Annotated in this window: 22 protein-coding genes; 15 read left to right on the top strand and 7 right to left on the bottom strand. The window is 61.6% G+C overall.

The features are described 5' to 3' along the window. Position 1 precedes the first annotated feature (1 nt). Positions 2–1318 carry a bifunctional DedA family/phosphatase PAP2 family protein gene (locus B1722_RS14280; RefSeq protein WP_086793060.1) on the bottom strand — a complete coding sequence of 439 codons (1317 nt, stop codon included), beginning with the start codon at positions 1316–1318 and terminating at the stop codon, positions 2–4. A 114-nt stretch (positions 1319–1432) separates the two neighbouring features. Continuing rightward, complete coding sequence (locus B1722_RS14275; protein ID WP_041064983.1) at positions 1433–2128, bottom strand: DNA-3-methyladenine glycosylase; 696 nt, start codon at positions 2126–2128, stop codon at positions 1433–1435. Between the two features lie 177 nt (positions 2129–2305). On the opposite strand from B1722_RS14275, the gene B1722_RS14270 reads away from it, so the two are divergent. From B1722_RS14270 to B1722_RS14210, 13 genes are all read left to right on the top strand, one after another. Continuing rightward, on the top strand, positions 2306–3577 hold the full coding sequence (locus B1722_RS14270; protein WP_086793058.1) for a glutamate-5-semialdehyde dehydrogenase: 1272 nt from the start codon (positions 2306–2308) through the stop codon (positions 3575–3577). Further along, positions 3546–4268 carry a nicotinate-nucleotide adenylyltransferase gene (nadD, locus tag B1722_RS14265; RefSeq protein ID WP_041064989.1) on the top strand — a complete coding sequence of 241 codons (723 nt, stop codon included), beginning with the start codon at positions 3546–3548 and terminating at the stop codon, positions 4266–4268. The genes B1722_RS14270 and nadD overlap by 32 nt, the downstream gene beginning before the upstream one ends. Positions 4269–4340: 72 nt before the next feature. Then, entirely contained in the window at positions 4341–4835 is a 495-nt protein-coding gene (gene rsfS / locus B1722_RS14260; protein ID WP_007960601.1) for a ribosome silencing factor, read from the top strand. Between the two features lie 9 nt (positions 4836–4844). Beyond that, positions 4845–5312, top strand: a complete 468-nt coding sequence (gene rlmH / locus B1722_RS14255; protein WP_003185785.1) for a 23S rRNA (pseudouridine(1915)-N(3))-methyltransferase RlmH — start codon at positions 4845–4847, stop codon at positions 5310–5312. 10 nt (positions 5313–5322) lie between these two features. Then, complete coding sequence (gene mrdA / locus B1722_RS14250; protein ID WP_041064994.1) at positions 5323–7218, top strand: penicillin-binding protein 2; 1896 nt, start codon at positions 5323–5325, stop codon at positions 7216–7218. Positions 7219–7249: 31 nt separating this feature from the next. Further along, entirely contained in the window at positions 7250–8353 is a 1104-nt protein-coding gene (gene rodA / locus B1722_RS14245; protein ID WP_047296919.1) for a rod shape-determining protein RodA, read from the top strand. A 17-nt stretch (positions 8354–8370) separates the two neighbouring features. Beyond that, complete coding sequence (mltB, locus tag B1722_RS14240; protein ID WP_041064999.1) at positions 8371–9381, top strand: lytic murein transglycosylase B; 1011 nt, start codon at positions 8371–8373, stop codon at positions 9379–9381. Continuing rightward, positions 9381–10391, top strand: coding sequence for a septal ring lytic transglycosylase RlpA family protein (locus B1722_RS14235; protein ID WP_041065003.1), 1011 nt, complete (start codon positions 9381–9383; stop codon positions 10389–10391). Before mltB ends, B1722_RS14235 begins: the two co-directional genes overlap by 1 nt. 187 nt (positions 10392–10578) lie before the next feature. Next, entirely contained in the window at positions 10579–11736 is a 1158-nt protein-coding gene (locus B1722_RS14230; protein WP_003228546.1) for a D-alanyl-D-alanine carboxypeptidase family protein, read from the top strand. An 85-nt stretch (positions 11737–11821) separates the two neighbouring features. Further along, positions 11822–12097, top strand: coding sequence for a DUF493 domain-containing protein (locus B1722_RS14225; protein WP_027612895.1), 276 nt, complete (start codon positions 11822–11824; stop codon positions 12095–12097). Then, a complete protein-coding gene (gene lipB / locus B1722_RS14220) occupies positions 12097–12744 on the top strand; it encodes a lipoyl(octanoyl) transferase LipB (RefSeq protein ID WP_025108695.1) in 648 nt (215 codons plus the stop codon). Before B1722_RS14225 ends, lipB begins: the two co-directional genes overlap by 1 nt. 25 nt (positions 12745–12769) lie before the next feature. After that, positions 12770–13768, top strand: a complete 999-nt coding sequence (gene lipA, locus B1722_RS14215; RefSeq protein WP_160768663.1) for a lipoyl synthase — start codon at positions 12770–12772, stop codon at positions 13766–13768. Between the two features lie 129 nt (positions 13769–13897). Next, complete coding sequence (locus B1722_RS14210) at positions 13898–14845, top strand: LD-carboxypeptidase (RefSeq protein WP_086793056.1); 948 nt, start codon at positions 13898–13900, stop codon at positions 14843–14845. Between the two features lie 102 nt (positions 14846–14947). On the opposite strand, the gene B1722_RS14205 is transcribed toward B1722_RS14210, so the two are convergent. The 5 genes from B1722_RS14205 to leuS all read right to left on the bottom strand — a co-directional run bounded on the left by B1722_RS14205 (position 14948) and on the right by leuS (position 21073). Beyond that, positions 14948–16270, bottom strand: coding sequence for a lytic murein transglycosylase (locus B1722_RS14205; RefSeq protein ID WP_041065011.1), 1323 nt, complete (start codon positions 16268–16270; stop codon positions 14948–14950). Positions 16271–16331: 61 nt separating this feature from the next. Next, on the bottom strand, positions 16332–16496 hold the full coding sequence (gene arfA / locus B1722_RS14200) for an alternative ribosome rescue factor ArfA (RefSeq protein ID WP_016986126.1): 165 nt from the start codon (positions 16494–16496) through the stop codon (positions 16332–16334). 199 nt (positions 16497–16695) lie between these two features. Next, positions 16696–17733 carry a DNA polymerase III subunit delta gene (holA, locus tag B1722_RS14195; RefSeq protein ID WP_086793054.1) on the bottom strand — a complete coding sequence of 346 codons (1038 nt, stop codon included), beginning with the start codon at positions 17731–17733 and terminating at the stop codon, positions 16696–16698. 39 nt (positions 17734–17772) lie between these two features. Continuing rightward, the gene (gene lptE, locus B1722_RS14190) at positions 17773–18378 is read right to left on the bottom strand and encodes an LPS assembly lipoprotein LptE (RefSeq protein WP_041065019.1); all 606 of its coding nucleotides are present in this window, start codon (positions 18376–18378) and stop codon (positions 17773–17775) included. Between the two features lie 88 nt (positions 18379–18466). After that, the gene (leuS, locus tag B1722_RS14185) at positions 18467–21073 is read right to left on the bottom strand and encodes a leucine--tRNA ligase (protein WP_086793052.1); all 2607 of its coding nucleotides are present in this window, start codon (positions 21071–21073) and stop codon (positions 18467–18469) included. A gap of 256 nt (positions 21074–21329) precedes the next feature. On the opposite strand from leuS, the gene B1722_RS14180 reads away from it, so the two are divergent. Then, a complete protein-coding gene (locus B1722_RS14180; RefSeq protein WP_041065025.1) occupies positions 21330–21653 on the top strand; it encodes a hypothetical protein in 324 nt (107 codons plus the stop codon). A gap of 105 nt (positions 21654–21758) precedes the next feature. Then, positions 21759–22520 (top strand): YdcF family protein, encoded by a 762-nt coding sequence (locus B1722_RS14175; protein WP_086793050.1) that lies wholly within the window; start codon positions 21759–21761, stop codon positions 22518–22520. Positions 22521–22687: the final 167 nt, after the last annotated feature.

The following is a 22687-nucleotide window of genomic DNA, read 5'->3' as shown; positions in this document are numbered from 1 at the left end:
ATCAGTAGGCGTAACGCAACATCGTGTCCGGTAGATGCCGCAGAACGAACAGGCTGAACAGCACCAGCAGTGCCGGCAGAATCAGCCACCAGACCTTGAACGGCATGGCATTGAGCGGCGCCTTGCGCTGACTCAGCCACAAGCCCGCCGCACACACGCATGCCGCCAGCATCGCACCCGCCAGAATATCTGTCGGCCAATGCGCGCCCAGATAGACTCGCGACAAAGCAATCGACAGCGCCGGAATGCAGCCGAGCAGCAGCCAGGTCAGGCGCATGCGCGGCGGTTGGCCGCGACCGGCGAGGACCGCGAGCACCAGAAACAGCGCGAACGAACCGGAGGCATGGCCGCTGGGCATGCTGTAGCTGGTCAGTGGATCGGTCAGCACCTCCGGGCGGACCCGGGCGAAAAACTGTTTGGTGACGGTGTTCAGTAGCGCGGTGCACAGCAGCGTGCCGCCGGCAAAGATTGCCTGACGCCATTGCCGACACAGCAGCAACAGGCCGGTGAGCAGGGCGCTGAACATCAGCATGTTGCGGAATTCACCGATCAGGGTGAACGTCACCGCAATCTCGTCCAGCATCGGTTGGCGATGTTCCTGCACCAGGGTCATCACGCCCTGGTCGAGGGCGTGCAGATACGGATAGCCAATAAACAGGCCAATCAGAATCAACAGGCTCATGCTGCTGATCCAGATCGTCGCCCGGCGATGCTGGCGCAAGCTGCTGTTGACGCTCAGGCCGACCATCACCGCAATACTGGCGGCGACGATGCCGGCCTGCAGCCAGAAACCTTCCGGCAGCGGCAAGCGGATCGCCGCGCCGGTGGCCCAGCCCGGCAGCAGGTAGGCGACGCTCCAGCCGGCCGCCGCCAGCAGGCTGACGGCGGCGAAGCGCGGGAAGGGCATGTCGCACATCCCGGCGACCATCGGCAGCATCGGCCGCAGCGGACCGATGAAGCGCCCGACCAGCAGACTGGCGATGCCGTAACGCTGGAAGTAGGTTTCAGCCCCGGCCATCCATTCCGGATGGTGGCGCAAACCCGGCAGGCGGCGGATGTTCTGGTGGAAGTGGCGGCCCAGGTAATACGACACCGCATCGCCCAGAATCCCGCCGAGGAAGCCCAGCAGCAGGGTTTCACTCAACGACAGTGCACCGCTGCCGGCCAGTACGGCCACGGCAAACAACAGCACGGTGCCGGGCACGATTATTCCGGCAATGGCCAGACACTCCACGAATGCGACGATAAACACCGCAGCGGCCAGCCACTGCGGATTGGCCGCCAGCCATCCGGTTACGCTATCGAGCCATGGGCCCATACCAAAAAACTCCAAACCATTGATGATCCCTGTAGGAACTGCCGCAGGCTGCGATCTTTTGATCTTTTAACAGCAAAGATCGCAGCCTGCGGCAGCTCCTACAGGGTTACGTGTTTACAACAGGAAATAATCGCGCCCTTCGACCTGACCCCGGCGCAACGGGTTCCGCGTGCACCACTGGGCATACGTGGCGTCGACGAAGCGGTACATCAGGTGTTCGTCGCGGCCCTGGGGGATGCCCAGGCGTGTGGTCTGAATGATCTGCGTCGGCGCCGGGCCGGTGTCTTCCACCAGCAGCAGTTCATGGTCGAAACGCTTGGCGTCCCACATCGGCACTTTCAGCCCAAGCGCCTTGCACAGCAGTGTCTGCCCGGCGCACAGCTTTTGCGAAGGACGCGGGCGGCCTTGGGCATCGGGATTGTTCAGCAGCATCTGCGCCAGGCTCGCCGGCCCGCTGACCTCATCGACCCACGGGTAGGCGGATTTGATCAGCACCGCATTGCCCGGCCCCTGAGCGCTGAAGTTCAGTGAATCGCCGCCACGGGCGTAATACATATAGATGTGTCCGCCATCCAGAAACAAAGCCTTACGCTTTTCCGTGTAACCGAGCGATGCATGACTGCCTTTTTCCGCGCAGTAATAGGCTTCGGTTTCGATGATCCGGGCACTGAGCCATAGATCGCCGACCCGGTGGCGGATGACTTTGCCGAGCAGATCGCGGGCCAGTACTTGCGCGTCACGGTCGAAAAAATTGTCCGGAAGGCCCAGTGGCAGGCGCTCGGCGGTGGCGCGAACGGTCAGGTTGGACATGGCAAACGGTGTTTATCCAGACGAAGGAGGTCGTGATGATAACAATCCGCGACTTAATTACGGCTGAACGTCGGCAAATTGCAGTCCATTTCGACCATCCGCCTGTCACCGCTGTTAGTCCCGGGACGCGACAGCTATAATCTGCCGCTTTCCTCTTTGCCAAGACCCCAGCAGACCATGACTGAGTCCGTTCTTGACTACATGACCCGATTGGGTCGCGCCGCCCGCGAAGCTTCCCGGGTCATCGGCCGTGCCAGCACCGCGCAGAAAAACCGCGCCCTGCAGGCTGCTGCCAATGCGCTGGACGCTGCGCGCGCCGAGCTGGCCGCAGCCAACGAACAGGATCTGGCCGCCGGTCGCGCCAATGGTCTGGAGCCAGCCTTGCTGGAACGTCTGGAACTGACTCCCGCGCGCATCGACGGGATGATCGTCGGCCTGCGCCAGGTGGCAGCACTGCCGGATCCGGTCGGTGCGATCCGTGACATGAGCTTCCGCCCGTCCGGCATTCAAGTCGGCAAGATGCGCGTGCCGCTGGGTGTGATCGGGATCATCTACGAATCCCGGCCCAACGTGACCATCGATGCCGCCAGCCTGTGCCTGAAGTCCGGTAACGCGACCATCCTGCGCGGTGGTTCCGAGGCGATTCATTCCAACCGGGCGATTGCCGCGTGCATCCAGCGCGGTCTGGCCGAGGCCGAATTGCCGGCAGCGGTGGTGCAAGTGGTCGAAACCACCGACCGCGCTGCCGTCGGCGCGATGATCACCATGCCCGAGTACGTCGACGTGATCGTGCCGCGCGGTGGCCGTGGCCTGATCGAGCGCATCAGCCGTGACGCCCGCGTGCCGGTGATCAAGCACCTGGACGGCATCTGCCACGTGTATGTCAGTGCCCATGCCAATCTGGCGAAAGCCCAGCGCATCGCCTTCAATGCCAAGACTTACCGTTATGGCATCTGTGGCGCGATGGAGACCCTGCTCGTCGATCAAAGTGTTGCCAAGGATTTCCTGCCGTCGATGGCAGCCCAGTTCCGCGAAAAAGGCGTCGAGCTGCGTGGCTGCGAGCGCACCCGGGCGATCATTGACGCGAATGCGGCCAGCGAGGACGACTGGAGTACCGAGTATCTGGCGCCGATCCTGTCGATCCGCGTGGTCGACGGACTGGACCAGGCCATTGAACACATCAACCATTACGGCTCGCACCACACCGACTCGATCGTCAGCGAAAACCTCGCCGACACCCGGCGTTTCGTCGCGGAAGTCGACTCGGCGTCGGTGATGATCAACACCCCGACGTGCTTCGCCGATGGATTCGAATACGGATTGGGTGCCGAGATCGGCATTTCTACTGATAAGCTGCACGCCCGCGGCCCGGTGGGTCTCGAAGGGCTGACCTGCGAGAAGTACATCGTGGTCGGTGATGGCCAGTTGCGCGGCCAGGCGACGGTCTGACTTGACCGACCTCGACCTGACAGCGCCGCAAACCGGCAGCGAGTCTCGCCCGCAACGCATTGGCGTACTGGGCGGCACGTTCGACCCCGTGCACATCGGCCATTTGCGCGGTGCGCTGGAAGTCGCCGAAGCACTGGCGCTTGACGAGTTGCGCATGATGCCCAGCGCCCGGCCGCCGCATCGCGATACGCCGCAAGTGTCGGCGCAGGATCGGCTGGCCATGGTTGAGTGCGCGGTGGCCGGAGTGCCGCCGCTGGTGGTGGACGCCCGCGAATTGCAGCGGGACAAACCGTCCTGGACCATCGATACCCTGGAGTTGATGCGTGCCGAAATGGCCGCCGAGACCCAGGTTTTTCTGCTTTTGGGCTGGGACGCATTTTGCGGCCTGCCCACTTGGCACCGCTGGGAGGAGTTGCTCCAGCATTGCCATATCCTGGTGCTACAGCGCCCGGACGCCGACAGCGAACCGCCGGATGCCTTGCGCAACCTGCTGGCAGCGCGTTCGGTGAGCGACCCGCTGGCCCTCAAAGGGCCGAGCGGACAGATTGCATTCGTCTGGCAGACACCGCTCGCGGTTTCCGCCACCCAGATCCGTCAACTGCTGGCCAGCGGTAAGTCGGTACGTTTCCTGGTGCCCGACGCGGTCCTGGCCTACATCGATGCGCACGGTCTGTACCGTGCGTCGAACTGAACAAGGCGTGCTTCACTGATACGAATCCACGTATCGCCAAGCCGCCGAATACATGAGCAAAACGAGTTTTATATGACCGACAAAGATGTAAGCAAAGTCAAGCGCAAAGGCACGTTCAAGAGCGCACCGCTGCCGGAAGTCGCCAATACCAACGAGCCGCTCAAGGGCGACGAGCTGGTCAAGGTTGCCGTGGCTGCCCTGGAAGACGTCAAGGCACAAGACATCCAGATCATCGATGTTCGCGACAAGCAGAGCATCACCGACTACATGATCATCGCCACTGGTACGTCCAATCGCCAGATCAACGCGATGCTGGACAAGGTCCGTGAAGAAGTCAAAAAGCAAGGCGCCAAGCCGCTGGGCGAAGAAGGCAAGGGCGACAGCGACTGGGTGCTGCTCGACCTCGACCTGGTGATCGTGCACATGATGACTGCCTCGGCACGTCAGTTCTACGACCTGGAGCGCCTGTGGGCCGGTGCCGAGCAAAGCCGTGCGGCAGACGCCAAGCACCACAGCCCGGAAAACACCCACGAGCATTTCACCAAGCTCAACAAAGACCAGTTGTAAGGGATTGCTGTGCGACTGCGACTGATCGCCGTCGGTTCACGCATGCCCAAGTGGGTGGAAGAAGGCTGGCATGAGTATGCCAAGCGTCTTCCATCCGAGCTGGCGCTGGAACTGGTGGAAATTCCGCTCAATACCCGTGGCAAGAACGCCGACGTGGCCCGTTTCATCCGCCAGGAAGGCGAAGCCATGCTGGCCAAGGTCGGGCCGAACGAGCGGATCGTCACGCTGGAAGTGCACGGCAAGCCCTGGAGCACCGAGCAACTGGCGGTCGAACTCGACCGTTGGCGGCTGGATTCGCGCACGGTCAACTTCATGGTCGGTGGCCCCGAAGGGCTGGCGCCGGAAGTCTGCGCCCGTGCTGACCAGCGCTGGTCGTTGTCGCCGCTGACCTTGCCGCACCCGCTGGTGCGGATCCTGATCGGCGAACAGCTGTACCGTGCCTGGACCGTGCTGTCCGGTCACCCTTACCACAAGTAGTCCTGCCCTCATGTCTCAGCCGATCCGCATCAAGGACCACGAAAAGGACGCCCGCCTGGTGCGTAGCCGCGTCGTGTTCGGGGCTGTTGCGGTCATGCTGTTGATCGGCGTATTGATTGCGCGGCTGTACTACTTGCAGGTGATCCAGTACGAGTACCACTCGACACTCTCGGAAAACAACCGCGTCCATGTGCAGCCGATTCCGCCGACCCGTGGGTTGATCTTCGACCGCAACGGCGTGGTGGTGGCGGACAACCGTCCGAGCTTCAGCCTGAGCATGACCCGTGAGCGCTCCGGCGACTGGCAGCAAGTGCTCGACGTGATCGTCGAAGTGCTGCAGCTGACGCCCGAGGACCGGGTGATCTTCGAAAAACGCATGCGCCAGGGGCGCCGGCCGTTCGAGCCGGTGCCGATTCTGTTCGAGCTGACCGAAGAGCAGATCGCCCGGATCGCGGTGAACCAGTTCCGCCTGCCCGGGGTGGAAGTGGTCGCGCAGTTGGTGCGTCATTACCCGCAGGGCGCGCATTTTGCGCACTCGGTGGGTTACATGGGGCGGATCAACGAGAAAGAGCTGAAGACCCTCGACCCGGTCAACTACAGCGGCACCCACCACATCGGCAAGACCGGCATCGAGCGTTTCTACGAGCCGGAACTACACGGGCAGGTGGGTTACGAGGAAGTCGAGACCAACGCCCGCGGCCGCGTGCTGCGCGTGCTCAAGCGGACCGATCCGATTCCCGGCAAGGACATCGTCCTGAGTCTGGACATCAAACTGCAGGAAGCGGCGGAAGCTGCACTGGGCGGGCGGCGCGGCGCGGTGGTGGCGCTCGATCCGAACACGGGCGAAGTATTGGCAATGGTCAGTCAGCCGAGTTTCGACCCGAACCTGTTCGTCACCGGCATCAGCTTCAAGGCTTATGCCGAGCTGCGCGACTCCATCGACCGGCCGCTGTTCAACCGGGTGCTGCGCGGTCTGTACCCGCCGGGTTCGACGATCAAGCCGGCGGTGGCGATTGCCGGTCTCGATGCCGGTGTGGTGACGGCGTCGAGCCGGGTGTTCGACCCCGGTTACTACATGCTGCCCAACTACGATCACAAGTACCGCAACTGGAACCGCACCGGTGACGGCTTCGTTGACCTCGACACGGCAATCATGCGTTCCAACGACACCTACTTCTATGACCTGGCGCACAAGCTGGGCATTGATCGGTTGTCGGCCTACATGAACAAGTTCGGCATCGGCCAGAAGGTCTCGCTGGACATGTTCGAAGAATCTCCCGGCCTGATGCCGTCACGCGAGTGGAAGCGTGCGACGCGCAAACAGGCGTGGTTCCCGGGCGAAACCCTGATTCTGGGGATCGGCCAGGGCTACATGCAGTCCACGCCCTTGCAACTGGCGCAGGCCACGGCGCTGGTGGCCAACAAAGGCATCTGGAACCGGCCGCACCTGGCCAAGACCATCGAAGGTGCCAAACCGGTAGATGAAAACCCGATGCCGGATATCGTTCTGCGCGATCCGTCGGACTGGACCAAGGTCAACCACGGCATGCAGCAGGTGATGCACGGCGCCCGGGGTACTGCGCGCAAGGCGGCAATCGGTGCGCAATACCGCATCGCCGGCAAGTCCGGTACCGCTCAGGTCGTCGCGATCAAACAAGGTGAAAAGTACGACCGTTCCAAGGTTCAGGAACGCCACCGCGACCACGCCTTGTTCGTCGGTTTCGCCCCGGCCGACAACCCGAAAATCGTGGTCTCGGTGATGGTCGAGAACGGTGAGTCCGGCTCCGGGGTCGCCGCGCCGGTCGTGCGTCAGGTCATGGATGCCTGGCTTCTGGATCAGGAGGGTCGATTGAAGGCCGAATACGCCGGTCCTATCAGTGCGGAGGCTACGGCCCGTGATGAATAATTTTGATCGCATGCTCTCCAGTGAGGATGTGATGCGTCGTCGTGCGACGCTGCTGCAACGTCTGCATATCGATGGCCCGCTGTTGATCCTGCTGCTGATCCTCGCCGCAGGCAGTCTGTTCGTGCTGTATTCGGCCAGTGGCAAGAGCTGGGATCTGCTGGGCAAACAAGCCACTTCGTTCGGCATCGGCCTGGTGTCGATGATCGTCATCGCCCAGTTCGAACCGCGGTTCATGGCGCGCTGGGTGCCGCTCGGTTATGTGGTCGGCGTGGTGCTGCTGATGGTGGTGGACATCATGGGCCACAACGCCATGGGCGCGACGCGCTGGATCAACATTCCCGGGGTGATCCGCTTCCAGCCCTCGGAGTTCATGAAGATCCTGATGCCGGCGACGATTGCCTGGTATCTGTCCAAGCGCACGCTGCCGCCGCAGCTCAAGCACGTCGGCATCAGCCTGATGCTGATCGGTGTGCCGTTCATTCTGATCGTGCGCCAGCCTGACCTCGGGACGTCGCTGCTGATTCTGGCCGGCGGCGCGTTCGTGCTGTTCATGGGCGGGCTGCGCTGGCGCTGGATCCTCAGCGTGCTGGCTGCGGCGGTGCCGGTGGCGATCGCCATGTGGTTCTTCATCATGCACGACTACCAGAAGCAGCGGATCCTCACGTTCCTCGACCCGGAAAGCGATCCGCTGGGCACTGGCTGGAACATCATCCAGTCGAAAGCCGCGATCGGTTCCGGCGGCGTGTTCGGCAAGGGTTGGCTGCTGGGTACCCAGTCGCATCTCGACTTTCTGCCGGAGAGCCACACCGACTTCATCATCGCGGTACTCGGCGAAGAGTTCGGTCTGGTCGGCATCTGCGCGCTGCTGCTGATCTATCTGTTGCTGATCGGTCGCGGCCTGGTGATTACCGCCCAGGCGCAGACGCTGTTCGGCAAATTGCTCGCCGGTGCGTTGACCATGACGTTTTTTGTTTATGTTTTCGTCAACATCGGTATGGTCAGTGGCCTGTTGCCGGTGGTGGGGGTGCCGTTGCCCTTCATTAGCTACGGAGGAACTTCGCTGGTGACACTGCTGTCAGCGTTTGGGGTTTTGATGTCGATTCATACGCATCGCAAGTGGATCGCACAGGTTTGAATAAGGTGAAGAGTTCAATGCAAGTCATGCGCAGCTGGGCGACTCGTTACGCGCCGTGGGTCGGCCTGGTCGGCATCCTTGGCGGCGTGCAGCAAGCGCTGGCCGGCGATTACGAAGGCTCGCCACAGGTGGCCGAATTCGTCGGCGAAATGACCCGCGACTACGGTTTTGCCGGCGAGCAACTGATGGCCGTGTTTCGCGAGGCTCAGCGCAAACAGGCGATTCTCGACGCCATCTCCAAGCCCGCCGAGCGGGTCAAGCAGTGGAAAGAATATCGCCCGATGTTCATCACCGACGCGCGCATCGCCCGTGGTGTGGACTTCTGGCGCCAGCACGAGGCCGTGCTGGCCCGTGCCGAGCAGGAATACGGCGTACCGGCACAAGTCATCGTGTCGATCATCGGCGTCGAGACCTTTTTCGGACGTAATACCGGCAATTACCGGGTGATTGATGCGTTGTCCACGCTCGGATTCGACTATCCTCCCCGTGCCGAATTTTTCCGCAAGGAATTGCGTGAGTTCCTGCTGCTGGCCCGTGAAGAGCAGGTCGATCCATTGACCCTCAAGGGCTCGTACGCCGGAGCGATGGGCTTGCCGCAATTCATGCCGAGCAGCTTTCGCGCCTACGCGGTGGATTTTGACGGTGACGGTCACATCAATATCTGGACCAATCCGGACGATGCGATCGGCAGTGTGGCCAGCTATTTCAAGCGTCACGGCTGGGTCGCCGGGGAACCGGTGGTGAGCCGCGCTGACGTGCGCGGCGAGCAGGTCGACGAAGGTCTGACCACCGGCATCGAGCCGACGAAAACGGTCGGAGAGTTGCGGGCGCTGGGCTGGTCAAGTCATGATGCGCTGCGCGATGATATGCCGGTTACTGCATTTCGCCTCGAAGGCGACAACGGCCCTGAATACTGGATGGGCCTGAAGAATTTCTACGCGATCACGCGTTATAACCGCAGCGTGATGTACGCCATGGCCGTACATCAACTGTCTGAAGAGCTGGTAAAAGCACGGGGCGTCAAGTAATGCGGGCATTGCCTATCAATAAACCCCTGAAGCTGGTGGCATTCGCCGCGTTGGCGGTGCTGGTCGCCAGCTGTTCGACCAGCCGCGCGCCAACCCAGAAGACCTCGTCCACCGCCGTGCGTGCACAGCCGGGGCTGGACATCAACCGCGCGCACAAAGACGGCGCGCCGTGGTGGGATGTCGATGTTTCGCGCATCCCGGACGCCACGCCGACCCTGCACACCGGTCCGTACAAGGCCAACCCGTACACCGTGCTGGGCAAGACCTATTTCCCGTTGCAGGAATCCAAGACCTACGTCGCCTCGGGTACCGCTTCCTGGTACGGCACCAAGTTTCACGGGCAGAACACCGCCAACGGCGAAGTGTATGACCTGTACGGCATGAGTGCCGCCCACAAGACTCTGCCACTGCCCAGTTACGTGCGGGTGACCAACCTGGACAACAACCGGAGCGTGATCCTGCGGGTCAACGATCGCGGGCCGTTCTATTCGGACCGGATCATCGACTTGTCCTACGCAGCCGCGAAGAAGCTCGGTTATGCCGAAATCGGCACCGCGCGGGTCAAGGTCGAGGGTATCGATCCGCAGCAATGGTGGGCCGCGAAGGGCCGTCCGGCGCCGCTGATGCTTAACGAGCCGCAAGTCGCGCAGAATAGCGCCCCGGTCATTACGGCTTCAGCCGGTACCATCGAGCAGTGGACGCCGCCGCCGCAGCAACATGCCTCTGATACTGTCCCTGTACAGATCAGCGCAAAAAAAAACGCTTCTGCACCAGCGTCTGGCCAGTATCTGCAGGTGGGCGCGTTCGCCAACCCGGACGCTGCAGAACTCCTGAGGTCGAAGCTCAGCGGGATGGTGAGCGCTCCGGTGTTCATCAGCTCGATCGTGCGCAATCAGCAGACCCTGCACCGGGTACGCCTGGGGCCGATCGGTTCGCCGGGTGAGATCGCCCAGGTGCAGAACAGTGTGCGCCTGGCCAATCTCGGCTCGCCGAGCGTGGTCACCGAGTAAGAAACGTAGCACTTGATTGACGGTTCACTTGCGGTTTTGGGGGGTGGACCAGGTTGTTGGCTCGTCGAAGAACAAAAGCCCGGCAAGGGTGACTGGAGTGAGCAACTGAACACGCGATGGCCCGTTAGAAGGCTGTCTGAATAGTTTTGCCTTCGGGCAAGTTTCCATTAGCGATTTCGAGAGACGGATGAACATCACCACCTTTGCCAAACGCCTGTGTCTGCTAGTCCCGCTGCTCCTCTCGCCAGCCGCCTTCGCGGCCGAGATGATGCCGTCGCCACCTCAACTGGCTGCAAAAGCCTACGTGCTCATGGACGCCAGCAGCGGCAACGTGCTGGTGGAAAACAACGGTGACCAGCGTCTGCCGCCAGCCAGCCTGACCAAACTGATGACCGCGTACATCGCTACGCTGGAAATCCGCCGTGGCCAGATCGGTGAGAACGACCCGGTGACCGTCAGCGAAAACGCCTGGCGTACCGGCGGTTCGCGGATGTTCATCAAAGTCGGCTCGCAAGTGACCGTCAGCGACCTGCTGCACGGCATCATCATTCAGTCCGGCAACGACGCCAGCGTGGCGCTGTCCGAGCACATCGCCGGCAGCGAAGACGCGTTCGCCGATCTGATGAACAAGACGGTCGCCGATCTGGGCATGACCAACTCGCACTTCATGAACCCGACCGGCCTGCCGAACCCAGAGCACTACTCGTCGGCTCACGACATGGCGATCCTGGCGCGCGCGATTATCCACGAAGACCCGGCTCACTACGCGATCTACTCGCAGAAAGAGTTCTTCTGGAACGGCATCAAGCAGCCTAACCGCAACCTGCTGCTGTGGCGCGACAAGACCGTTGACGGTCTGAAAACCGGTCACACCGACGAAGCCGGCTACTGCATGGTGTCCTCGGCTGTACGTGACGGCCAGCGTCTGATTGCTGTGGTGTTCGGCACTAACAGCGAAGTGGCCCGTGCTGCTGAAACCCAGAAGCTGCTGACCTACGGCTTCCGCTTCTTCGAAACCCAGACCTTCTATCAGAAGGGCACCGAACTGGCTCAGGCCCCGGTGTGGAAAGGCACCACCAGCCAGGTCAAGGCCGGCCTGGCTGAAGACCTGACCATGACCCTGCCAAAAGGCCAGCTGAAAAAGCTCGCTGCCAGCATGACCATGAACCCGCAACTGACCGCGCCAATCGCCAAGGGCGACGTGATCGGTAAAGTCGAAGTGAAACTGGACGACAAGGTGGTGCACAGCGCCGACCTGATCGCTCTGGACGCTGTCGAGGAGGGTGGTATCTTCCGCCGCATGTGGGATAGCATCCGTCTATTCTTCTACGGCTTGTTCAACTGATTTGTGTTGACCTGCATGGCCCCGCCCCGATCCGGTGCGGGGCCATGTGCGTTACCACGGCTTGCGCTCTAGAGGCCGTTACGCCATGACCGATACCGAAGTAAAGGCGCCAAAGATCGAATTTCCGCAAACTGATTATCCGATTAAGGTGATCAGCGATACGGGCGTCGGCAACAAAGACAAGATCATCGACATCGTCAAGAAACACGCGACCATCAATGATGAGCGCATCGACGAGCGTCAAAGCAGCAACGGCAAGTACACCACCATCCAGTTGCACATCGTCGCGACAGACCAGGATCAGCTGTACAACATCAACAGCGAGCTGCGGGCTTCCGGTTTCGTGCACATGGTGTTGTGATGCCGGGCACGCTGGGCTTTCGCGAACTTGGCCAGATGGCTTACGAGCCGGTCTGGCATGCCATGCAACGCTTCACCAACGAACGCGGCAGCAATGCCGCCGACGAAATCTGGCTGGTCGAGCACCCACCGGTGTTCACCCAGGGCCAGGCCGGCAAGGCCGAACACCTGCTGCTGCCGGGTGATATCCCGGTAGTACAGGTCGATCGCGGCGGGCAGGTGACTTATCATGGCCCGGGCCAGTTGGTCGCCTACCTGTTGCTGGATGTGCGCAAGCTGGGTTTCGGCGTACGTGATCTGGTCACGCGCATGGAACAGTGCCTGATCGAACTGCTGGCCAGCTACGGCGTCACCGCCGCCGCCAAGCCAGATGCTCCCGGCGTCTACGTCGACGGAGCGAAAATCGCTTCTCTGGGTTTGCGGATTCGCCACGGTTGCTCCTTTCATGGCCTGGCCTTGAACGTGGATATGAACCTGGAACCGTTTCGACGGATTAATCCCTGCGGCTATGCCGGGCTGGCGATGACCCAGCTGAGCGATCACGCAGGATCGATTGAATTTGCCGAGGTAAGTGCCCGGCTGCGCGCGCAGCTCGTCAAACACCTCGACTATGCTGAGCAGACGACCCTGACGGGCGGAATCGACTGATATGACTACTGATGCAGTGCAAACCATGATCCCGACGCTCGACGTGACCGAGCGCCCGGCCCCGCGTCCCAAGGTTGAAGCCGGCGTCAAGCTGCGCGGCGCCGAGAAGGTTGCACGCATCCCGGTAAAGATCATTCCGACCACCGAACTGCCGAAGAAGCCCGACTGGATTCGCGTACGTATCCCGGTTTCGCCGGAAGTCGACCGGATCAAGAGCCTGCTGCGCAAACACAAATTGCACAGCGTCTGTGAAGAAGCGTCCTGCCCGAACCTGGGCGAGTGCTTCTCCGGCGGCACTGCGACCTTCATGATCATGGGTGACATCTGCACCCGTCGCTGCCCGTTCTGCGACGTGGGTCACGGTCGTCCGAAGCCACTGGACGTCAACGAGCCGGAAAGCCTGGCCATCGCCATCGCCGACCTGAAACTCAAGTACGTGGTGATCACCTCGGTTGACCGCGACGACCTGCGTGACGGCGGTGCCCAGCACTTTGCCGACTGCATCCGCGAAATCCGCAAGCTGTCGCCGAACGTGCAGCTGGAAACCCTGGTCCCGGACTACCGTGGCCGCATGGACATCGCCCTGGAAATCACTGCCGCCGAGCCGCCGGATGTGTTCAACCACAACCTGGAAACCGTGCCGCGCCTGTACAAGGCTGCGCGTCCGGGTTCGGACTACCAGTGGTCGTTGACCCTGCTGCAGCGTTTCAAGCAGATGATGCCGCACATTCCGACCAAATCCGGCCTGATGCTGGGTCTGGGCGAGACCGACGAAGAAGTCATCGAAGTCATGAAGCGCATGCGCGAACACGACATCGACATGCTGACCCTCGGGCAGTACCTGCAACCGTCGCGCAGCCACTTGCCGGTGCAGCGTTTCGTGCACCCGGACACCTTCGCCTGGTTCGCCGAAGAAGGCTACAAGATGGGCTTCAAGAACGTCGCTTCCGGTCCGCTGGTACGTTCCTCGTATCACGCCGACGAGCAGGCGAAACTGGTCAAGGCCGAGCTGCTCGGTTCCTGATCCGGCGCTGAAGGCTTCACAAAATACCCGCTTCGGCGGGTATTTCTGTTTGGGTCTGCCGCGCACTCTTTTGTTTGTCTCTGGACCTGACTACTGTGTCTGCAAGACTTCACACAGGGAGACCCATGGATGACCGTTCGACCGACCCACAGCCTTTTTCCGCATAAACCCGTACCGGCGCTGCCGTCCGAAGGGCTGATCGGCCTGATCGCGCCCGCCGGCCCCGGTGCGCTGGACACGGAAAAGGCTGTGCAGTGGATGCGCGCCCGCGGATATGCGCTGAAAGTGTTCCCCGGTGTCTACGAGAAGGACGGCTATCTGGCCGGCAGCGATGATGTACGCCTCAACGACCTGCATGCCGCTTTCGCCGATCCCGAAGTCGACGCGATCATCTGCCTGCGCGGCGGCTACGGTACGCCGCGCCTGCTGGACCGGATCGATTACGATCTGCTGAGTCGTCACGCCAAGCCGTTTGTCGGCTACAGCGACATCACCGCGCTGCATCTGGCAATCAGTCGCTACGCCGGGTTCGTGACCTTCCACGGCCCGCTGCTCAACGCCGATTTGCTGGGCGACAAGGAGCCGCCGACTGTCACTTCATTCTTTGCGATGCTGCGCGGTCAGTTGAAGGCGGGGAGTGTGTTGAGCCATCCGGTGGCTTATCCCTTGACCACCGTCGAACCGGGCATCGCGCACGGGCGTTTGCTCGGCGGTAATCTGGCGATGATCGCCGCAACGCTGGGCACACCGTATGAGATTGATGTCGAGGGCGTGATTCTGCTGATCGAGGACGTCAACGAGCCGCTGTACCGCATCGACCGTCTGCTCACGCAGATGCGTCTGGCCGGCAAACTGGCCCGATTGCGCGGGGTGCTGGTCGGTGATGTGGCCGGGGTCGATATCGATGCGTTGAACCGCCTGCTCAAGCAAACGTTTGAGCCGTTGCGGATTCCGGTGCTGTCGGGGTGGCGCAGCGGGCATTGTGATCCGAACCTGACGCTGCCGATGGGGGCGCTGGTTCGTTTGGACGCAGGGAAGAAGGAATTGATGCTGGAGCAGGATGTGGTCACCCGATAATGCTCGGGTGACGCAAAAAGATCGCAGCCTTCGGCAGCTCCTACATTGGATTAGTGTTTACCCTGTAGGAGCTGCCGAAGGCTGCGATCTTTTGATTTTGCTTTATTGAGTACGCAGGCTCTCAAGCAACTTATGCGTCGGATACCCGTCCGCCGGCCAGCCAAACGCCTGCTGGGCACTGCGGATCGCCTTGCGCGTATTGGCGCCGATAATCCCGTCAGCCGTGCCTGCATCGTAATTACGCGCGCTCAGCAGGGTCTGCAATTCGATACGCTCGGTGCGGCTCAGTGGCAGGTCATCTTTCGGCCACGTGCCGTTGATCAGGCCAGCGCCATTGAAGCGCTCGGACAACAGGCTCACCGCCAGTGCATAAGATGACGAGTTGTTGTACTTGAGGATCGCCCGGAAGTTGTCGAGGATCAGAAACGCCGGGCCACGATAACCGGCGGGTAGCAGCAGGGCGGCGGACAACTGTTCCGAGCCGGCCGGCGCCTGACTGCCATTGGGCAGGCTCACGCCCAGTTGACGCCATTCGGCGACAGTTTTGCGAATCGCGCCATCGGCCAGGTTGTAGTTGAAGTTGTTCGGCAATTGCACTTCGAAGCCCCACGGCTGACCACGCTGCCAGCCTGAGCTTTGCAGGTAGTGCGCGGTGGAGGCCAGCGCATCGGCCGGGCTGCCCCAGATGTCGCGGCGACCGTCACCGTCGAAATCCACGGCGTGGGTGTTGTAGGTCGTCGGAATGAACTGGGTCTGGCCCATCGCACCGGCCCACGAGCCCAACATCTTGTCTGGCGTGATATCGCCCTGTTGCAGGATCTGCAGCGCCGCAATCAGTTGCGCATGGGCAAAGCCCGGACGACGACCTTCGTAGGCCAGGGTCGCCAGCGAGTTGATCACTGACTTGGTGCCCTGGAACTGGCCGAAATTGCTTTCCATGCCCCACACCGACACCAGTGCCTGACGATCGACGCCATATCGCTGTTCGATGCTTTGCAGGATGTCGGCGTACTGACTGATCAGCGCTTGGCCCTTGCGCACTCGCAGTGGCGAGAGGGCGCCGTCGAGGTATTCCCACACCGGACGTGAGAATTCCGGCTGGCTACGGTCGGCCTTGATCACGCTGGCATCGAAGCTGACATTGGCAAATGCGCGATCGAACAGCTCGGCGCGGATCCCGGCCGCCAAGGCATCCTTGCGGAAACCGGCCTGCCATTCGGCAAAGGTCTGGGTGGGCTGAAGATCAAGAGGGTCAGCGGACGGCACTACCGGCGGGATGATTGCCGGGGCTGTTGCGACAGGGGCGGCTTGAAGGGGTTGCGCATCGGCGGCGGTAGGTTTTTCCGCGCAGGCGACAAGCAGAATGAAGCTGGAGGCAGCGATCAGTTGGCGAACGGGCCAACGACGGGAAAGACGAAAGGGCATGCACGGTTCCAGGGGATACGATTCAGGCACAGACCTTAACATGAGCGGGGGGTACTGCGCTTCAGGCAGCCAGAAAGTAAGAAGCCTCCCAGCTGTCAGACTGGAAGGCTTCGCGGCGGTAGCTGCCTTTGCCCTTGGTCGGTCGTTCCTGGCGGCTGCGGAACAGGGGTTGGGCAACAATGGATTTGGCCTTGTTCGGGCCATGTTTTGATGGCTTTTTGCTCATGAGGGTTCTCTCGGTATGTGGGTGCTGCGGGGCGAATAATCTGCCGAAGCCGCGCGTCTGTCCAGCCTCTATTGCGTAGGAATATTCTGACGCCTTCGCGAGCAAGCCCGCTCCCACAGTCGACCGAGTTCTATCATGTGAATGCGATCGACTGTGGGAGCGGGCTTGCTCGCGAAAGGGCGTTATGCGGTTGAACGTCTTACTCGGCGGGCAGTGAAAGACGCTGGCCGGACATCAACAACGCCAACCGGCTCAGGCTCATCCACGGCGAACCGGCGGCCTGACCCTTGATCTGCGCATCGATGCGCTGGGCTTCGAGCAACAACTGCGCCCAGCGTGGCGCCGAGTAGCGTTGCAGGGCTTTGCTCATCAGCGGTTTGCGTTTGTCCCAGACCGGCGGTTTCGCCTGACTGAAACACTTGTCCAGCGGCGTGCCCTGGCTGTACTGCAGCGAGATATTGGCCAGCAGGCGCAACTCTCGCGCCAGCGCCCAGAGAATCACCGGTGGCTCGACGCCTTCACCGCGCAGGCCCTCGAGCATGCGCAAGGCGTGGGCCGGTTCGCCGTTGAGTACGGCGTCGGTCAGGCCGAACACGTCGAAGCGCGCACTGTCGGCCACCGCGGCCTGCACGGTTTCGACGGTGATCTGCCCACCTTCGGCCATCAGCTTGAGCTTTTCGATTTCCTGCGCGGCGGCGAGCAGGTTGCCCTCCACGCGTGCGGCAATCAGTTCGACCGCATCCTGACTGGCCGATAACCCGGCCTGGGAGAGGCGCTGACGAATCCAGCTCGGCAGCTGATTGGCATCCACCGGCCAGATCTGAATGAACTGGGTCTGCTGACCTTCGACCAGCGCCTTGCCCCACTTGGTCTTCTGCGCACTGCCATCGAGCTTGGGCAAGCTGATCAGCAGCACGGTGTCTTCAGCGGGGCGTGAGCAGTATTCGATCAGTGCGGCAGCGCCCTTGTCACCGGGCTTGCCCGAAGGCAGGCGCAGTTCCAGCAGACGTTTTTCGGCGAACAGCGACATGCTGGCGCCGGCCTGCAACAAGGTCCCCCAATCGAAATTGGCGTCGGCGGCGAACACCTGGCGTTCGTCGAAACCTTGCTGGCGGGCAGCACTGCGGATGGCGTCGGCGGCTTCCTGACACAACAGTGGGTCATCGCCGCTGATGATATAGACGGGCGCGAGCGCGCCTTGCAGGTGTTTGCCGAGTTGAGCGGGAGCGAGCTTCATAAGAGAGGGCGAACGGGGCGCCTCAGCGCCCCGTACGTCTTACTGCTGCGGCAGTTCGAGCGGCGACTGACGCGGGGTTTCCGCTTCAGCCTTCTGTGCCGCCTTCAGTGCATCGGCTTCAGCCCGGGCACGGTCGTTGGCCGCTTGCTGCAATTGCTGCAGTTGGCCCGGCGTCAGCTGTTGCAGGCGCAGCATCATGCGCTGAACCAGTTCGCGACGGGTTTCGCGACGGGCGTCGTTGGCTTCCTGATCGGAGCCGACGAGGTTGTTGCCGTCGTGAATGAACACTTTCTGCACTTCGAGCTTGTCGCTCAGCAGGTTCAGGTTATGTTCGCCAACGATGTCGTAGTTCAGCACGGTGCTGACCTGGTATTCGCCCGTACGGCCGGCCCCGGCGTAGCTGAGGATACGCTGGCTCTCCTGCTCGTCAGCCAGGTACAGCTTGTACGGTGCACCGTTGTAAACCTTGACGCCGCTGGACTCCAGCACCTGACGCAGTTGGGTGACGGTCTCGCCATAAGCGTTGCGGGCGCTCAGGTCGAGCTCCTTGATCGTCAGTTCATTGGTGCCGGTACCACGCAGCTGGAAACCGCAGGCGCTCAGCAGAACGGCGAGGCCCATCACCAGCAGATTGCGTTTGATCATTGTGTTGCTCCCCTTGAAACCATGTGGGCCGACCCTGCGGCCCGAAAGGTTTTACAGGGCGCCAGGCGAACCTGGCGCCCAATCCAATTTAGCTGGCGACGATGTTGACCAGTTTCCCTGGTACAACAATCACTTTGCGAATGGTCAGACCGTCGACGAAACGCAGCACGTTTTCGTTGGCACGGGCAGCCGCTTCGACTTCTTCGCGGGTGGCGCTGGCCGGCATTTCGATCTGGCCACGCAGCTTGCCGTTCACTTGAATGACCAGTTGCAGGCTGTCCTGTACCAGTGCGTTTTCATCGACCGCAGGCCAGCCTGCATCGATCACCGGGTCAGCATGGCCCAGTTGCTTCCACAGCTCATGGCTGATGTGCGGCGTGATCGGAGCCAGCAGCAGCGTCACGGCTTCCAGGCCTTCGTGAATCAGCGCGCGGTCCTGTTCGGTGCCTTGCGCGGCTTTTTCCAGCACGTTCATCAGCGTCATCACCTGAGCGATGGCGGTGTTGAATTTGTGGTTTTGGCCGACGTCGTGGCTGGCCTGCTTGATGGCCAGGTGGATGGCGCGGCGCACGGCTTTCTGTTCGTCGTTGAGAGCGGCGACATCCAGTTTCCCCGGCAGACCCTGGGTGATGTGGGTCTGCGCCAGACGCCAGACGCGCTTGAGGAAACGGTGCGAGCCTTCAACGCCGGAGTCCGACCATTCGGCGCTCATGTCGGGCGGCGAGGCGAACATCATGAACAGGCGGCAGGTGTCGGCGCCGAACTGGTCGATCATCGACTGGGGGTCGACGCCGTTGTTCTTCGACTTGGCCATTTTCTCGGTGCCACCGATTTCCACCGGCAAGCCGTCGGATTTCAGTTTGGCGCTGATGACCTTGGCTTTGCTGTCGCGCTCCAGTTCCACGTCCGCCGGGTTGAACCAGGTGTAGGCACCGTTGGCTTCGCGACGATAGTAAGTCTCGGCGATCACCATGCCCTGGGTCAGCAGGTTCTTGAACGGCTCGTTGGAGCTGACCAGACCTTCGTCACGCATCAGCTTGTGGAAGAAGCGTGCGTACAGCAGGTGGAGAATGGCGTGTTCGATACCGCCGATGTACTGATCCACCGGCAACCAGTGGTCGGCCGCGGATTTTTCTACCAGGCCACCTTCAAAGTGCGGCGAGGCGTAACGGGCGTAGTACCACGAGGACTCGACGAAGGTGTCCATGGTGTCGGTTTCACGCTTGGCAGGCTGGCCGCATTTCGGGCAGCTGCACTCGTAGAATTCCGGCATGCGCGCCAGTGGCGAACCGGCGCCGTCCGGTACCACGTCTTCTGGCAGGACCACCGGCAACTGGTCTTCCGGCACTGGCACGTCGCCACAGGTGGCGCAGTGGATGATCGGGATCGGGCAGCCCCAATAGCGCTGACGGCTGATGCCCCAGTCGCGCAGGCGGAACTGGGTGCGCGAGGCGCCGAGGTTTTTCTTGATCAGGGCGACTTCCATGGCGTCGAAGGCGCCGGTGAAGTCCAGGCCGTCGAACTCGCCGGAGTTGATCAGCGTGCCGTGCTCGCCGTAGGCGTCTTGCCACGGAGCCGGGTTGGTGTCGCCGGAGCTGGTGCGCACCACCGATTTCACCGGCAGGTTGTACTTGTGGGCGAATTCGAAATCGCGCTCGTCGTGCGCCGGGACCGCCATCACGGCGCCGTCGCCGTAATGCATCAACACGTAGTTGGCGACCCATACCGGGAGTTTTTCACCGGTCAGCGGGTGCTCGACGAACAGGCCGGTCGGCAGGCCTTTCTTCTCTTGAGTGGCGACGTCGGCTTCAGCGACGCTGCCGCCCTTGCATTCGGCGATGAACGCTTGCAGCTCAGGATTGTTCTGCGCGGCCTGGGTGGCCAGCGGGTGCTCGGCAGCCACGGCAACGTAGGTCGCGCCCATCAGGGTGTCCGGACGGGTGGTGAAGACCTTGAGGGTGCCTGCTTCGCCGATCGAGTCGACGTTGTACGGGAACTGCACTTCCATGCCGCGGGATTTGCCGATCCAGTTGCGCTGCATGGTCTTGACCTGTTCCGGCCAGCCCGTCAGTTCGTCGAGGCTCTCCAGCAGCTCATCCGCGTAAGCGGTGATCTTGAAGTAGTACATCGGGATTTCGCGCTTCTCGATCAGCGCGCCGGAGCGCCAGCCGCGACCGTCGATCACCTGTTCGTTGGCCAGCACGGTCTGGTCGACCGGGTCCCAGTTCACGGTGCCGTTCTTGCGGTAGATCAAGCCTTTTTCGAACAGGCGGGTGAACAGCCATTGTTCCCAGCGGTAGTAGTCCGGCTTGCAGGTGGTCACTTCACGGGACCAGTCCACCGCCAGGCCCAGGCTGCGCAGCTGGGACTTCATGTAGGCGATGTTTTCGTAGGTCCACTTGGCGGGTGCCACGTTGTTCTTCATCGCGGCGTTTTCCGCCGGCATGCCGAAGGCGTCCCAACCCATCGGTTGCAGAACGTTCTTGCCTTGCATGCGCTGGTAGCGGGAGATCACGTCGCCGATGGTGTAGTTACGCACGTGCCCCATGTGTAGCTTGCCGCTGGGGTAAGGGAACATCGACAGGCAGTAGTAGGTTTCCTTGCCTGGCTGTTCACTGACTTCAAAGGACTTTTGCTCGTCCCAGAACGACTGGGCGGCGGCTTCGATTTCACGGGGCTGATATTGTTCGTGCATGGCTACTTTTGTACTGGATAGGGGTGGCCTAATCCTCTTCAACGCGCCCTCCGGGGGATGCTCCGGACAGGCTGGAAGTGGAATGACAGGAAGCGCCGTAGCATACATGACCGCGCTTGGCCTAGGGAAACCCTGATTACAGCTGTCTGGCCCCCGAAAACCGTGGCGAGGGCCGTTGGTCGCGGCGTTCAGCCGGTTTGTGCAGCGAAGCTAAGCTCTTATTGGGGAGTGAGTCTTATCTTCAATGAGGTGAGGGATGGTGGAGCAACGGCAAAAAAACGTGACGAAACCCGAGTTGTACGAACGGTTGATGGATCGTCTGGGCATGGCGCTCGACGCTGCCAAAACCGCTGGCCGGCTGCGCGACGAGCGCCCCGTGGAACTGGAATTGCGTGGCTTGAGCCCCGCCGAGTTCAAACTGGTCAAGGCCTATCTGGATCGCAGTGAGCGTGAAGCGCATGGATACCTGTCGCAGGCAGTGAAACAGCTCGATGCAGCACATTCAGCCAAGGTCATCTGGCTTAAGGACAAGGCGCCCGGCAGAGACACCGTCAAGGTTCGTTCTGTACAGGCCAAGTAAACGCATGGCAGGTCAAATAACGGATCTTTTCCAACAGGATCCTACCTATCGGTTGTAACGCATCATTAACACTCTTAGGCTTCGGGCATCTCTGGAGATGCCCCGATGCCTTTTCGTTACTTCATCAAACAACTTCTGTTGCCGCCCGGCATTCTCTTGCTGCTGTTGCTGATCGCCTGGTGGCTGCGCCGTTCCCGGCCGCGACTGGCAGGCCTGTGTTTTGCCATTGGGCTGGGTGGTTTCTGGCTGATGAGCCTGCCGGTGGTCGTGCAGTGGGGCGCCAAGGCACTGGAACGTGAGCCGCCGCTGCCCCGTGATGCCTGGTCAATCCTGGCGCAGCGGGCCGATGCCATTGTAGTGCTGGGCTCCGGGCGCGAGCGCGGCGATCTGGCCTGGGGCGAGGACCAGCCAACCGGCGTGGGGCTGGAGCGTCAGCGCTATGCTGCGCGACTGGCCAAGGCCTCCGGGCTGCCGATTCTGACCAGCGGTGGCCTGCATTACGGCACGCCGCCGACCGAGGCGAAGCTGATGGCCGATTCGTTGCGCGATGATTTCGGCGTGACCACGCGCTGGCAGGAAGGCGAGAGCCGTACCACCTGGGAAAACGCCAAATTCAGCGCCGACATCTTGTTGCCCCAAGGCATCAAGCGCGTCGTGGTGGTCACGCAGGCCTGGCACATGCCGCGCGCCGTGTGGTGTTTCCAGCAGGCAGGATTCGAAGTGGTGCCGGCGCCCGTAGGGTTTCTCGGGACCGATAATGCGCGACCGTTTGGTGGCTGGCTGCCGGAGTTCAAGTCGATCTGGCAGAGCGGGCAATTGCTGAATGAGGCGGTAGGGCAGGTGGGGTATTCGTTGTTTTACCGCTGAATCACTCAGTGGCAGTGAGGCCTTTTGTGGCGAGGGAGCTTGCTCCCGCTGGCCTGCGCAGCAGGCCTGATCCAGGTAAACGCACTGTCTTAGACAGATCGCGGGCGCTGGATTTACGACTGCTTCGCAGCCGAGCGGAAGCAAGCTCCCTCGCCACAGGTCAGTGA

It is taken from the genome of Pseudomonas sp. SCPG-7 (assembly GCF_002156405.1).
GTDB classification, from domain to species: Bacteria; Pseudomonadota; Gammaproteobacteria; order Pseudomonadales; family Pseudomonadaceae; genus Aquipseudomonas; species Aquipseudomonas parakoreensis.
The sequence above is the reverse complement of the archived record's forward strand: the minus strand, read 5'-3'. Positions and strand labels throughout refer to the sequence as shown.